The organism is Oleiharenicola lentus, assembly GCF_004118375.1.
GTDB lineage: Bacteria > Verrucomicrobiota > Verrucomicrobiia > Opitutales > Opitutaceae > Lacunisphaera > Lacunisphaera lenta.
Map to the genome: position 1 here is coordinate 1,562,427 of NZ_SDHX01000001.1, position 13,620 is coordinate 1,576,046.

Annotated in this window: 10 protein-coding genes; 7 read left to right on the forward strand and 3 right to left on the reverse strand. The window is 66.2% G+C overall.

Features of this window, described 5'->3' with window-relative positions:
• The first annotated feature begins 51 nt into the window (after positions 1–51).
• The 3 genes from ESB00_RS06525 to ESB00_RS06535 all read left to right on the forward strand — a co-directional run bounded on the left by ESB00_RS06525 (position 52) and on the right by ESB00_RS06535 (position 2,989).
• Complete coding sequence (locus tag ESB00_RS06525; RefSeq protein ID WP_246026419.1) at positions 52–1,125, forward strand: ABC transporter ATP-binding protein; 1,074 nt, start codon at positions 52–54, stop codon at positions 1,123–1,125.
• Positions 1,126–1,239: 114 nt separating this feature from the next.
• A complete protein-coding gene (locus tag ESB00_RS06530; RefSeq protein ID WP_129046909.1) occupies positions 1,240–2,241 on the forward strand; it encodes an AAA family ATPase in 1,002 nt (333 codons plus the stop codon).
• Positions 2,242–2,350: 109 nt separating this feature from the next.
• Entirely contained in the window at positions 2,351–2,989 is a 639-nt protein-coding gene (locus ESB00_RS06535; RefSeq protein WP_129046910.1) for a hypothetical protein, read from the forward strand.
• A 16-nt stretch (positions 2,990–3,005) separates the two neighbouring features.
• Here ESB00_RS06535 and ESB00_RS06540 read toward each other — a convergent pair whose 3' ends face one another.
• The 3 genes from ESB00_RS06540 to ESB00_RS06550 form a co-directional block, all read right to left on the reverse strand.
• Positions 3,006–4,133, reverse strand: a complete 1,128-nt coding sequence (locus tag ESB00_RS06540) for an MGDG synthase family glycosyltransferase (protein WP_129046911.1) — start codon at positions 4,131–4,133, stop codon at positions 3,006–3,008.
• Between the two features lie 157 nt (positions 4,134–4,290).
• Positions 4,291–5,139: a UDP-2,3-diacylglucosamine diphosphatase gene (locus ESB00_RS06545; RefSeq protein WP_129046912.1), complete on the reverse strand. Its 849-nt coding sequence runs from the start codon at positions 5,137–5,139 to the stop codon at positions 4,291–4,293.
• Positions 5,136–6,341, reverse strand: a complete 1,206-nt coding sequence (locus tag ESB00_RS06550; protein ID WP_129046913.1) for a glycosyltransferase family 4 protein — start codon at positions 6,339–6,341, stop codon at positions 5,136–5,138. The genes ESB00_RS06545 and ESB00_RS06550 overlap by 4 nt, the downstream gene beginning before the upstream one ends.
• 190 nt (positions 6,342–6,531) lie before the next feature.
• On the opposite strand from ESB00_RS06550, the gene ESB00_RS06555 reads away from it, so the two are divergent.
• The 4 genes from ESB00_RS06555 (at position 6,532) to ESB00_RS06570 (ending at position 13,566) form a co-directional block, all read left to right on the forward strand.
• On the forward strand, positions 6,532–9,162 hold the full coding sequence (locus ESB00_RS06555; protein ID WP_129046914.1) for a DEAD/DEAH box helicase: 2,631 nt from the start codon (positions 6,532–6,534) through the stop codon (positions 9,160–9,162).
• Between the two features lie 186 nt (positions 9,163–9,348).
• Complete coding sequence (locus tag ESB00_RS06560) at positions 9,349–11,142, forward strand: ClcB-like voltage-gated chloride channel protein (RefSeq protein WP_129046915.1); 1,794 nt, start codon at positions 9,349–9,351, stop codon at positions 11,140–11,142.
• Positions 11,143–11,305: 163 nt separating this feature from the next.
• Positions 11,306–12,712 (forward strand): putative porin, encoded by a 1,407-nt coding sequence (locus ESB00_RS06565; RefSeq protein ID WP_129046916.1) that lies wholly within the window; start codon positions 11,306–11,308, stop codon positions 12,710–12,712.
• Positions 12,713–12,732: 20 nt separating this feature from the next.
• The gene (locus ESB00_RS06570) at positions 12,733–13,566 is read left to right on the forward strand and encodes a phosphate ABC transporter substrate-binding protein (protein ID WP_129046917.1); all 834 of its coding nucleotides are present in this window, start codon (positions 12,733–12,735) and stop codon (positions 13,564–13,566) included.
• The last annotated feature ends 54 nt before the right edge of the window (positions 13,567–13,620 follow it).

Sequence of the window (13,620 nt, forward strand, 5' to 3'; positions counted from 1 at the left end):
TCACCCCCCCCCCCTCCGGCCCTCACCCCCTCAATGTCTTCGTCTCAGCCCATGATCGAGCTCCGCGGCGTCACCAAGCGCTTTGGCGGCTTCACCGCGGTCAACGACGTCAGCCTCACCGTGAAGGCCGGCGAATTTCTCACCCTGCTCGGGCCCTCCGGCTGCGGCAAGACCACGCTCCTGCGCCTGCTCGCGGGTTTCGAGATGCCCGACGAGGGCCTGGTGCTGCTCGACGGCGAGGATGTCTCCCACGTGCCGCCCTACCGGCGCAGCGTGAACCAGGTGTTCCAGAGCTACGCGCTGTTCCCGCACCTGACCGTCCGCGAGAACGTCGGCTTCGGCCTGCGCATGCAGCAGGTGCCGACCGCCGAGGCCGCCGACCGCATCGTCGAGGCCCTGCGCATGGTCTCGCTCGTGGAGCAGGCTGACAAGTATCCGCACCAGATGTCCGGCGGTCAGCGCCAGCGCGTGGCCCTCGCGCGCGCCATCGTGCCGCGACCCAAGGTCCTCCTGCTCGATGAGCCGCTGTCCGCCCTCGATGCCAAGCTCCGCCACGGCATGCAGCTCGAGCTGAAGCGCCTCCAGCGCAAGCTCGGCATGACCTTTGTGTTCGTCACGCACGACCAGGAGGAGGCGCTCACGATGTCGGACCGCATTGCCGTCATCAACAAGGGCCGCATCGAGCAGCTGGGCAACGCCAGCGAGATCTACCACCGCCCGCGCACAGCCTTCGCCGCCGATTTCATCGGGCAGGCGAATCTGCTCGAATCCACGGTGATCAGCCGCAACGGGACCACCGCCAGGATCCGTCTTGCCACCGGACTCGAGCTGGTGATCGCCCGGGCCGAGTTGCCCGACACCGCCACGTCCGCCCTGGTCTCGATCCGCCCCGAAAAGATCCACATCAGCCGGACGCCGGTCACGGCGGAAAACGTTTTCCCGGCCCGCATTGACGAGGAAATTTTCCAGGGCGCCACCGACTCGCTGCAGCTCGTGACCGACCAGGGCACGCGCCTGCACGCCCTTGTGGCCAACGAGAGCGCCACCCAGGAGGCCTTCCACGAGGGCGACAAGGTCTATTGCAACCTGCATCTCGACGACCTCGTGATCGTGCAGGCGGAGTAGGGGAGTGGAAAACCTGAAACTTGAAACCTGAGACCTGAAGCTCGGAACGAAGCATACTCTGTCTGGCTATTTCAGGTTTCCGGTCTCAAGTTTCCGGTCTCGTTTCCTCGCCCCATGATCGCCGCCGTCCAGTTCCGGAACTTCAAGGCCCTGCGGTCCACGGGCGTGAAACTTGCGCCGTTCAACCTCGTGCTCGGACCCAACGGCAGCGGCAAGACCAGCCTCATCCAGGCGCTGCTGCGGTTGCGCTCGCTGGCGGCGCTGCCCCCGGCCGCGGAGCCGCCCGCCGCGAACGGCGGACCCCGCATCGATTTCGCGTTCGCGGCGCCTTATCAGGACATCGGCGTGTCGCTGGGTTGTAATCCCGACGAGATGGTCTGCAATGTTCTCTCCGTGAGCCACCCGCCTGGTCCGGCCGGCGCGGCGCATTGGGAGGATTTGCGCACCAAAATCCGCTCCATCCGTGCCTATCTGTTCGACCACTACGCCATGGCGGTGCCGGCGAAATTGTCCGACAGCGCTGAGCTGGCCTCGAACGGCGGCAACCTTGCCGTGGTCCTGGCCACATGGCGGGAAAAACAGCCCGAGGCGTTCGCCGCGCTGCAGGCGGAGTTTCTCCGGCTGATGCCGGAGTTCGGTGCGCTGGAGGTCCGAACCGGTCCCGGCGGTACCGTCGAGCTGGGCACGCGGCTCAAGACGAACGGCCACAATTTCATCACCGCCGACAACCTCTCCCAGGGCACGCTCTACCTGCTCGCGCTGCTGGTGCTGGCCTTCACTCCTGCGCCCCCCGCCGTGGTTTGCATTGAAGAGGCTGACCGCGGCATGCATCCGCGCTCGCTGCGCGAGGTGCGCGACACGCTTTATCGGCTCAGCTACCCGCAGGATCTCGGCATGACGCGCACGCCGGTGCAGGTGATCACGACCACGCATTCGCCCTACCTGCTCGACCAGTTCCGCGAGCAGCCGCAGGAGGTCATCCTCGCCAGCAAACAGGGCCAGGCGGCTACCTTTGAGCGGTTGTCCGACCGGGCCGACATCCTGGAATTGATGAAGGAAGCGCACCTCGGCGACCTCTGGTATACCGGCATCCTCGGCGGCGTGCCGGGAGAGTGAGAGGGTTGAAACCTGAGGATGTGAAACCTGAAACCTGAAGAATGAAGCACGCATATCCTCACACCTTCATACCCTCACCTCCTCCGATCCTCCGGTGTCTGCGCCTTCCATGAAGCTCGCCATCCTCAGCGAATCCCCGGCCGACGAGGCCGCCCTGCACGTGCTGGTGGGCTACGTGCTGGGCCGGCCGTTCACGACGGTGCAGGCGTCGCTGCGGGCGCGGGGCTGGCCGTCGGTCGAGCAGGTGCTGCCGCCGATCGTGCGGCATCTTCATTTCAACACCGATGCCGACGGCCTCGTGGTCGTGGTGGATTCCGATGACTCGGTGGTGCACACGCCGGAACACGAGGCGCCCGGCTATCACCATGCGTTTTGCCGGATCTGCCGGCTGCGCGCGGTCTTCCGGCGGGCCACGAAAAACCTGCCGCCCGCCCGCGGACGCGAGCGCGTCTTGCGCGCCGTCGGCCTGTGCGTGCCGGCCATTGAGGCCTGGCTGCTCTGTGGCCACGACACCTCCGTAACCGAACAGGCCTGGCTCGACGGTCAGGCCACCGGCCAGCTGCCCTACACTCGGCGCGAGCTAAAATGGCGCGTCTATGGCACGGAGCGTCCGTCGCTCCAGCACGAGACGCAGCGGGCCGTGGAAGAGGTGTCTCGCCACCGCGGCGATGTGCGCCGGCTCGAGAACGATTTTCCCCACGGCTTCGGCGCGCTGGCCCGCGACCTGCGGGGGTGGCCGGTCACCTGAGGGAGTTTTTCTGCTGTTACACTTCAACTGGCGGAGAGGACGTCCGGATCGGTGAGGCGGTGTTTTGCAGCACCCGGGTTGCGATGGCGCGGGCGGCATTGGGTCGCGCCAGACGCTGCAGATTGTCGTGCCAGCGTTGCCAGACGGCTCCATTGTCCGCAAAGGCTCGCTGGAGCGTTGCCACGATTTCCTTCGGGGTGGTGGCCAGGGCGCCGGCCTCGTGGCGGCGAAGCAGCTCGTAGTTGCCCTCCTCCTGGCCCGGTACGATCTGGCTGATGAGCATCGGGCAGAGCGCGTTGATGGATTCCTGCGTCGTGGCCCCGCCTGCCTTGCTGATGACCGCATGGTGCGTCATCAGCAGGTCGGGAATGCGGTTGGTCCAGCCCAGCACCTCCGCCTTGGCCGGGCCCTTTGCGGCCAACGCCTGCAATTCACGCCGGAAGGCCTCGTCTCTCCCGGCCGTGATGGTGAGGCTCCAATACGGTTGCTTCAGCAGTTCCCTCACGATCGCCCGGGCCGGACCGCGGGCCGTGTTGATCATGAAAAGAATCCGCCGCGGAGCCATTGGCGGCAGGAGGTGCGGCGGGCGGTCGGCGAAGGGCAGGGCCACGGGGAATCCGCTGACATGTACCTTGTCCGCCGGCACGCCGCGCTCGCGCAGGAAGGCCGCGGAATCCGCGTCGGTGACAAACCAGCCGGCCGCGGGCGCCCGATACCAGAGCGAGTTGATCGTGATCGCGTCGGTGATGACCGTGTGGTGCGGGCAAAACTCCAGCCCGTCGGCGCGCAGGCGGTTCAGCAACCAGGCATAGACGGGGTAGGTGGAGACAATCGCGGTCGGTTGCCTGGTGCGGATGAATTCCGCGAGCAGGCGGCGGTGACTGGCCAGGGTGCGGAACAAAGCCGGGGCGCGGGGCGAGCGATCCAGCCACCGATAGAGGCTGCTCCAGATTCCTGGCGCGGTGTTGATGAGCTTCAGGTAGCCGCGGCGGCTGACCTCATTGAGCCGCGGGGCACGCAGGGCGAACAGATCGACGAGTTCGGCTGAGACGTCGGGATACTCGTTGAATGCGGCCTGCAGGGCGCGTGCGGCACTGTTGTGTCCCTCCCCGTAGCCGGCGGTGAGGATGAGCACGCGCTTCATGGGCAACGAGCTTCGCCCGAAATCCCCAAAGCCAGGTTCCAAACGCCAAACCAATCACAATCTAACGAGGAGGTCGCATTGCGGATAGGGGATTTCCCGATTTCGAGCATGGAATTTATTTGGAGTTTGGCCCTTTGGCGTTTGGAGTTTTTGTCCATTAGCGGACCGCCGCGAGGATCGCGGCTTGCGCGGTGCCCGGGAAGGGGAGCGCCTCGTCCGCCGCATCCTCGGCCGGCAGTTCCTTCGCCATGGGGAACTGCTGCACGAAGTCCTTGAACGTGATCAGCTCGAAGCGGCCGTCGTGGTGCTCGACGATGGCGGTGAGCGATTCCACCCAGTCGCCGGAGTTCAGATAGTGGATGCCGCCGATCATCTTGTCGGCGGCGGTGTGGATGTGGCCGCAGATCACGCCCGTGCAGCCCCGCTCGCGGGCGAGGGCGGCGACCTGCTCCTCAAACTTGCCCACGAAACTCACGGCCTGCTTCACGCGCGCCTTGATGGCGGCGCTGAGCGAGAAGTAGTCCTTGCCGCGGAGGCGGCGGAACCAGTTGTAGGTGCGGTTGAGCCGCAGGAGCAGCGCGTAGCCCATGTCGCCGAGGTGCGCGAGGAACACCATGTTCTTTACCACGCCGTCGAACACATCGCCGTGCAGCACGAGGTAGCGCCCTGAGGCGGACTCTAGGATGTGGTCCTCTACGAGGCTGAGCCGGTCGAACTGCATGGGCAGCAACCGGGCGAGAAAATCATCGTGGTTGCCGCGCAGATAGACGACCTCGGTGTCCTTCTTTTGCACGAGGGTAAGCACGCGGCGGATGAAGCGGGTGTGGGCCTTGGTCCAGCGGCCGTCGCGGCGCAGCCGCCAGCCGTCGATGATGTCGCCGTTGAGGAGCAGGCGCTCGCAGCGCACGTGCTTGAGAAAGTGCGTGACCTCGTCGGCCTTGGCGTGCGGCGTTCCGAGATGCACGTCGGAGAGGATGACGGAGCGGACGTTGAGGGTCGGTTTCATGGTGTGGCAGAAGGCTGAGAGCTGAGCGCTGAGAGCTGGGTGCCGGATGCGCGGGTGCGATCGAACTCATTCGCCGCTTCCTGCAGGTCGGCGAGGAAGCGGTCCACGATGGCGTCCCAAGTGAGCCCGCGAGCCGTCAGCGCGCCCTGCGTGGCGAGGCGTTCGCGCAACGTCGGTTCGCGCGCGAGCCGCACGGCGTTGGCGATAAAGGCCGCCTCGTCGCCCACGGGGGCGGTCAGGCCATTCTCACCGTGACGGATGAACTCGTGCGCGGCGGCGTAGTCGAAGGCCGAAACGGCCAGCCCGCTGCCCAGTGCCTCGGTCACGACGTTGCCGAAGGTCTCGGTGATGCTCGTGTGCAAGTAGATGTCACCCGAGGCGTAGTGCCGCGCGAGGTTGGTCCCCGTGTAGAAGCCGGTGAACATCACGTCGGGCCGCTGCCGCTGGTAAGCGGAGAGCAGCGGGCCGTCACCGACGAGCACTAGCCGGGCCCGCGGCTGGACCGCCTTGATGGCGTCGAAAGCGCGGAAGAGCAGGGGATAGTTCTTTTCCGCGGCGATGCGGCCGACGTGCAGGACGACCGGATCTTCGGGTCCGACGCCCCACGAGGCACGGAGAGAGCCGTCGCGCCGCCCGGGGTTGAACAACGTGGAATCAACGCCGCGGGACAGCAGGCGGAGATTCTGGTAACCCTCGGTTTCCAGTCGCGCCAGCAGGTCGCGGGTCGGCGCGAAGGTGCGGAGAGTGCGATTGTGGACGTGGCGCAGCCAGGCGGCAACGATCGGCTTCATCCAGCCGATGCGGTAGTCCCGGGTGTATTGGTCGAAGTTGGTGTGAAAACTCGACGTAACCGGGATACCGAGCTGCCGCGCCATCGTAATGGCCGAGGCACCGAGCGGCCCTTCGGTGGCAACATGGACGAGGTCGGGTCGGTTGAGGGTCCACAACTGCCGCAGCCGGCGGCCCGCCGGCAGGCCGAGGCGAAGCTGGGGATAACCGGGGATCGGCACCCCGGGCAGGCGGACCTGCCGGCAGGCGAGGCGTTGCGTGACGCTGAAGCGGGGCGATTCGTGGCGCTGCCTTGGCCGGATGATCGTGAGCCGGTGACCGCGCGCGGCGAGTCCATCCACGAGACGGCCGAGTGTCATGGCGACGCCGTTGATTTCGGGAGCGTAGGTTTCGGTTACGAGGACAATGTTCAAAGGTGGGTGCCCAAACGGCGGCGACCGGCCGGCCGGCGAGCCTCGGCATCATGGGTTTGCCCGGTGGAGAACCGGTGTCGGCTGGGTGACGATCCGGTTAAACGCGCCGTAAAAAATCCCGGGAGGGAAAATGGCCAATTAGTTATTGCCGCGCCCGCTCGGAAGTTTCTAACGTCCCCCTTTTAGACTGATGCAATCCCACGGCCCCAAGCGCATCTACACTCCGCAATCGCTGGATTTCTGGTTTGGGCGCATGGAAGTGGAGTGGGAGGAGCAGTTTGACGCAGGCCACGTCGAGCGTGGCCACGCGATGTATCGGGACAGCGAGATCCGCGAGGTCGAGCTGGGCGCCAAGGACGCGATCATCCACCGCCGCGTGGACAAGAAGGAGGAATATGCCGTCATCGAGTGGGACGGTGACACGATCAAGGTCCGCTCCTCCTCGACTGACGAAACCCTGGCCAATGCCATCGCCGTGGCGGGTTTGCACGAGATCGAGGAGTTGCTGGTGGACGAGATGCCTTCGCTCCTGCCGGGCGTTCCGCCCAAGGTAAAGGGAGTCAACGGCCAGAACGGCCATGCGACGGCCAACGGTGCGAACGGTCACGCGGCCGCCAACGGCAACGGCGGCGCCAAGGTTGATCCCAACCAGCCTGCGCGCGACCTGCTGCTGAGTTTCACGGCCAACGCCGACGGCCTCGTCTTCCTGGCCTACTGGAAGAACGGCAAGAATCGCATTCCGGCCCTCGGCAACACCACGCACCACCCCAGCGCCACGGAGAGGGCCAAGCTCATCGCGCTGGCCACCTACGCGCGCAAGGCCCACTTCCGCTACAACCAGACAACCCACGCCTACGCACTCGACGCGCTGGCCGACATCCCGGGATTTCTGCGTGACCTGCTGCCGCACTGGAAAAAGCAGTTCGCCATCGAGATCGACGCCAAGGTCGAGAGCATCAAGCAGGGCGCCCGCACCATCGAGATCGAGGCCGTCGCCGACAAGCGCGCCGGCAGCAGCGGCGGCCTGAACCTGCGCTGGATTTTCCGCGCCGGCGAAAAACTTCTCACCGACGAGCAGGCCGCCGCCCTCCTCAAGCACGGCCGCACTCCCATGCTTCTGCCCGACCTCGGCATCGTCACGATGGCGCCCGAGAAGTGGGAGGGCTACCAGCAGTGGAAGCGCAGTCTCGAGGAGGCACAGTCCGGCGGCGAGGTGCCGCCCTACCTGATTTTCTCCCTCTTCAACGACCAGCGCATCAAGGTCACGCTCGGGCCCGAGATCGAGGCATGGCGGCAAAAGGTGCTGACCGCGCCCTCAGCGCCGCCCGAGCTGCCCGATTACCTGCGCAATTACCAGCGTCGCGGCGTCGAATGGATGCATCACCTGTGCGAGACCGGCTGCCACGGCTTGCTGGCCGACGAGATGGGCCTGGGCAAAACCGCCCAGGTCATCGCCCTGCTCCGCGCCCGGCCCATGGGCCGGCACCGGCACATTGTCGTCTGCCCGGCGAGCGTGGTGCCGGTGTGGCGCGAGGAGATCGCCCGCTTTTTCCCGGGGGCCAGCGTCGAGATCCTGAAGTCGGGCCACGACTTCAAGCACCACAAGTCCTACTGCATCTGGCTCGCCAGCTACACCCAGCTGCGCAAACACCGCGCGCTGCTCGACACGACCGACTTTGGCTACGCCATCCTCGACGAGGGCCAGTTCATCAAGAACCCCGATGCCAAGGTCACGCAGTCCTGCTTCGCCCTGCGCGCCGAACACCGGCTGGTCATGACCGGCACGCCGCTGGAGAACCGGCAGCTCGATCTTTGGTCCATCTTCCGTTACCTGTTGCCCGGCCTGCTCGGGTCGCGCTCAGCCTTTGAGGCGGCGCTCATCCAGGACCGCGACGGCACGATGCGCCGGCTGCGCCAGCAGGTCGCCCCATTCATCCTGCGCCGCACCAAGACCGAGGTGGCGACCGAGCTGCCGCCCAAGGTCGAGATGGATCTGCTCTGCCCGCTCACCGAGGTGCAGCGGGCCGAGTATGCCCGCATCTGCACCGAGGGCCTGGCCCGGCTGGGCGAGGACATCGGTCTCGCGCTGCGCGAGAAATCTTTCGGCTTCCTCGCGTTGCTCACGCGCCTGCGCCAGGTCTGCTGCGATCCGGACCTGCTGCCGTGGCTCCACTCACCACTCTCCGACAGCGGCAAGCTCCAGCTGCTCGTTGAAAAGCTTCAGGAAGTCGTCGGCAGCGGCCACAAGGTCGTCATCTTCTCGCAGTTCGTGACCCTGCTGGACCGCGTGCGCGAGGCGCTGCAGTTGCATTATCCGGAGCTGGCGCGCTACGAGATCACGGGCATGACCGTGGACCGGCAGAAGCCGGTGAAGGATTTTCAGTCCGCGACCGGCGCCGCCGCCATGCTGGTGAGCCTCAAGGCCGCCGGCACGGGCATCACGCTGCACGCGGCGGACTACGTGTTCCTGCTCGATCCGTGGTGGAACCCCGCGGTGGAGGACCAGGCGATCGACCGCGTGCATCGCATCGGCCAGACCAACACCGTGTTTGTCTATCGCATGGTGACCGCCGGCACGATCGAGGAGCGCATCCAGGCCCTGAAGTCCGAGAAGCGCCAGCTCTTCAACCAGGTCGTGGGCGGACACAGCGGCGATTTCGAGTGGACCAAGCACTTCAAGTCGCTGCACAGCCTCATCGAGCTCAGCGCCTCCGTGGCGACCGAGAACGAGACCTATGGCCCCGCCGCGCCGGCAGTCGCGGCCGAGCCCGCCTCCGCGCCTGCGACCCCTGCGGCAACGCCCACCGGCCCGCAGGCTTGAGCGCAGGAAGCGGGCTATCAGTCCCGCGGCTGCATCACTTGGAGGGGCGCGGCTTGCGGCGACCTAATGTGCGAGGTCGGCCCAAGGACCGACTCTACACATGGGGCTCGCTGTTTGCTTCCGCTCCGTCACGGCACGGGAACAAACCCTTGCAGGCGCTGCCTCCGCCCGTAGGGTTTTGACCGCGTGAAGGAAGTCGTGCCGCAAATCTACCGCCGGTTGCTGCGTCTCTTGCGCTGGCGGTTGTGGATTGTCGAGAAGCTGCGGCCTTCGCCCTGGCAGGAGACGCTGGCGTTTGCGGCGGTGGCGGGGGTGCTCGGGGCATTGGCGGCCCTGCTGTTCCGGCATGGCATCGAGCTCGTGCATTACGTGCTCACCGGCACGGGCAGCGGCATGGTGGACTCCTTTCGAGAGTTGGAATGGTGGCAGCGACTGGCGGTGCCGACGGTGGGCGGTTGCGCGGCCGGCCTCGTGCTGCTGTTCGGCAAACGCCTGCACAAGGGACAGAGCTCCACCGACTACATGGAGGCCATCCTCATCGGCAGCGGCGAAATCCCGGTGCGGGCCAGCCTCGTGAAAAGCACGGCGGCGATGTTTTCGATCGGGTCGGGCGGTTCGATCGGCCGCGAGGGTCCGATGGTTCAGCTGGCGGCCGTGGCGGCCTCGCTGCTCGGCCGGTGGCGGAAGCTGTCGGCGCCGCAGGTGCGCCTGCTCGTCGCCTGCGGCGGCGCCTCGGGCATCGCGTCGGCCTACAACGCGCCCATCGCGGGATCGTTTTTCGTGGCCGAGATCATCCTCGGCACCATTGCCATGGAAAGCCTGGGGCCGCTGGCGGTTTCGGCCGTGGCGGCGACGCTCACCGTGCGCACGCTGTCCGACGCCCACACGCTCTACACGGTGCCCGCCTTCACGCTGAATTCGCTCTGGGAGATCGGCCCTTTCCTCGTGCTGGGCGTGCTGGCGGGCCTGCTGGCCCCGTGGTTCCTGCGCTCGCTGCGCTGGGCGGAGCGCCTGTTCACCGCCACCAACCTGCCGGTGCCGCTGCGCCTGGCGCTGGGCGGTCTTGTCGTGGGCTGTCTCGCCGTGTGGGTGCCCGAAGTCTGCGGCAACGGCTACAGCGTCGTGCTCGCCATCCTGAATGGTGAGCTCTTCTGGCAGGCGCTGATCTTGGTCTTCGTCTGCAAATGGGTCGCGACCGCGGCCTCATTCGGTTCCGGTGCGCCGGGAGGCGTCTTCACGCCGACGCTCTTCGTGGGCGCGGCGCTGGGGTATCTCTTCGGCCAGGGCGTGCATGCAGTCTGGCCGGCCGGGGCCGTCGATCCGCGGGCCTTTGCACTGGTCGGCATGGGGGCGCTCCTCGCCGCGGCCAGCCACGCGCCGGTCATGGCGATCATCATGCTGTTCGAGATGACGCTGAGCTACGACATCATCATGCCGCTCATGCTCTGCAGTGTCGTCGCCTACTATACCGCGCGCGGCATTGAGGACAACTCGCTCTACAGCGAGGCCCTGAAGAAAAAGGCCGCCGAGGCTCCGCTGCCGACCGTGCTGCCCGGCACCGTCGCCGACCTCCAGCGCCGCACGGTAGCCGTGCAGCTTACCGACCACTTCGAGGACATCGCGCGCCGCTTTCTTGAGACCCGCTACGAGGAGATTTATGTGACCACCCCCGAGGGCAAATACGCGGGCGTCATCTCGCTGCACGATATCAAGCCGCATCTCCACGACGAGACCGTGGCGACGCTCGTCATCGCCGAGGATCTGCGGCGCGACGACTCGCCGACGGTGACGCCCGAGGCCACGCTCGGTGACGCGCTGCGGTTGTTTGCCCAGCATTCCGGACAGACCCTGCCCGTGGTGGATGAACTGACCGGGCACCTGACGGGAACCTTGGTGAAGAACGACTTGTTGCTCGCGCTTTTGGAAGGGAAGGGCGCCGTGAAACGCGGCGGGACCCTGCCACCCTGGCGGGTGGGGTGAGCAGGCGGAAAATGCAGGGGTGCGCCTTGTGCGCGCCCGCTCGGGCGTAATGCAGGGCGCGGTCGAGCCGCGCCCCTACACTTCAGGCGAAGCAGGCTAAACCCCCGCTAGTTTCCCCCTTCGTCACACGGGCGTCACGAAACCGTAACATGAGCCCCCTAGGATGCGCCTGCGATTCGGCAACCTGCCGGGCGCACTGTTCACCCAAGCATCCATCCATCCGATCATGTTCAACCTTAAATCCAAAGTGACCGCCGTGCTGGCCGCCCTGATGTGCGCCGGCTCCGCCCTCGCCCAAGACAGCGGCCCGCTCATCGAGCTGCTCATCCGCAAGGGTGTCCTCAACGACCAGGAGGCCGAAGAGCTTCGCGCCGAGCTCGTGAAGGACTTCGCGGCCAACACCGCTGCGGGCAAGCTGAACCTTTCCTCCACGCTCTCCGAGTTCCGCATCGCCGGCGACCTGCGCGTCCGTTACGAGAGCCGCGGCGGCGAACTGACCAACGGTGACGACCAGAAGCGCGACCGTTTCCGTTACCGCGTCCGCACCGCCCTGACCGGCAAGGTGCTGCAGAACTGGGGCTGGGGCGTCCGCCTGGAATCCGGTGGCGGCAGCCGTTCGACCAACGTCACGCTCGCCGACGACGGCGGTCCTTACGCCAAGACCAACGACGGCCTCTACATCGGCCAGATCTACGCGACCTGGGCGCCGACCCCGGAGTGGACCTTCACCGCCGGCCGCATGGCCAACCCGCTCGTGACCACCGCGATGGTCTGGGACGGTGACATCAACCCCGAGGGCCTCGCCGAGCAGTTCCGCACCCGCCGCGGCAACAACGAGTTCTTTGTCACGCTCGCGCAGTTCGTCTATGGCACCTCGGGCAACCAGGACCCCTTCGCGGCCATCACGTCCGCCAACATCGCCGGCACCGAGGACCTCTTCCTCACCGCCTGGCAGGGCGGCTACAAGCGCTACCTCTACGGCCCGACGAACTTCTTCCAGATCGCCCCGGTTCTCTACTACTACGCCGGCGCCGACCAGCGCGCCAACATCGCGGCCTTCAACGGCGCCATGTCCGCCACCAACGCCGCCCCGGTCAACAACCTGTCGGTCCTCGAGATCCCGTTCGAATACAACTGGGTCGCCGCCAACGGCGTGCCGCTCCGCGCCTTCGCCGATTTCGCCATCAACCTCGATGCCGATGCCCGCGCCCGCAAGTTCGGCCGCACCGACCTGGACGGCGAGGACAAGGCCTTCCACCTCGGCCTCCAATACGGCAAGGCGTCGCTCCCCGGCGAGTGGGACGCCCGCGTCATCTACCAGTCGGTCGGCTCCTTTGCGCTCGATGCCAACCTGGTCGATTCCGACCTCTTCGACAGTCGCACCAACATGGAAGGCTTCATCGTCGGCGCCAACTACGCCCTCGGTGCCGCCACCCAGCTCAGCCTCACCTACGCCAACGCCGAGCGTAAGAACAACAGTGTGATCGCCTCCGGTTCCGGCGACATCGGTGCCAACAACGCCCTCGCCGACTACTGGCTCCTGCAGGTCGATCTGAACGTTAAATTCTAAACTTACCACCTCTCCCAACCATGAAAAAGACCGTCCTCTTCCTCGCCGCCGCGCTGCTCGCCGCCGGTTCCGCTTCCGCCCAGAAGCTCGTCATCAAGGGCTCCGACACCCTCGGCGCCAAGATGGTGCCGCAGGCCGCCGAGGCCTTCCGCGCCAAGAATCCGGGCGTCGTGTTCGAGATTGCCGCCGAAGGTTCCACCACCGGCATCGCCGCCATCACCGACAGCACGGCCGATATCGGCATGTCCTCGCGCCGCGCCCGTCCGACCGAGATGTCCGCCGCGCAGGCCAAGGGCGTTTCGATGAAGCCGATCATCGTCTCCTACGACGGCATGGCCGTCATCGTGAACGAGAACAACCCGGTCACGAAGCTCACGCTCCGCCAGGTCGAGCAGATCTTCGCCGGCGACGTAAACGACTGGAGTGCCGTGGGTGGCAACGCCGGCCCATTCTCCATCTACACGCGCAATACCTCCTCCGGCACCTATCAGGACTGGAAGGACCTCGCCATGAAGAAGCGCGACTACGCCAGCTCCTCGCAGAAGATGGCCGGCAACGAGCAGATCGCCGCCGAGGTGGGCAAGAACCCCAACGGCATCGGCTACGTCGGCGTCGCCTACGTCAACGCCCCCGGCGTCAAGGTGGTTCCGATCGTGAACAAGGACGGTAATCTGGTCACTCCGACCGCCGCCAACGTCCACGCCAAGACCTATCCCTATGCCCGCCCGAACTTCTTCTACACCAACGGCGAGCCCCACGGTCTCGCGGCCCAGTTCATCGAGTATCTGCTGAGCGCGGAAGGCCAGGCCATTGTCGAGAAGTCCGGTTTCATCCCGGTTCCGGTTAAGTCCTGATTCGCACCGGTTCCAACCCTCCCCCCGCCGCCCGCGAGTCCTGTCAGGAGCGCG

Coding starts and splice junctions, on each gene's coding strand:
- ESB00_RS06525 (WP_246026419.1), top strand. CDS start 52: ATGATCGAGCTCCGCGGCGTCACCAAGCGCTTTGGCGGCTTCACCGCG.
- ESB00_RS06530 (WP_129046909.1), top strand. CDS start 1,240: ATGATCGCCGCCGTCCAGTTCCGGAACTTCAAGGCCCTGCGGTCCACG.
- ESB00_RS06535 (WP_129046910.1), top strand. CDS start 2,351: ATGAAGCTCGCCATCCTCAGCGAATCCCCGGCCGACGAGGCCGCCCTG.
- ESB00_RS06540 (WP_129046911.1), bottom strand. CDS start 4,133: ATGAAGCGCGTGCTCATCCTCACCGCCGGCTACGGGGAGGGACACAAC.
- ESB00_RS06545 (WP_129046912.1), bottom strand. CDS start 5,139: ATGAAACCGACCCTCAACGTCCGCTCCGTCATCCTCTCCGACGTGCAT.
- ESB00_RS06555 (WP_129046914.1), top strand. CDS start 6,532: ATGCAATCCCACGGCCCCAAGCGCATCTACACTCCGCAATCGCTGGAT.
- ESB00_RS06565 (WP_129046916.1), top strand. CDS start 11,306: ATGCGCCTGCGATTCGGCAACCTGCCGGGCGCACTGTTCACCCAAGCA.
- ESB00_RS06570 (WP_129046917.1), top strand. CDS start 12,733: ATGAAAAAGACCGTCCTCTTCCTCGCCGCCGCGCTGCTCGCCGCCGGT.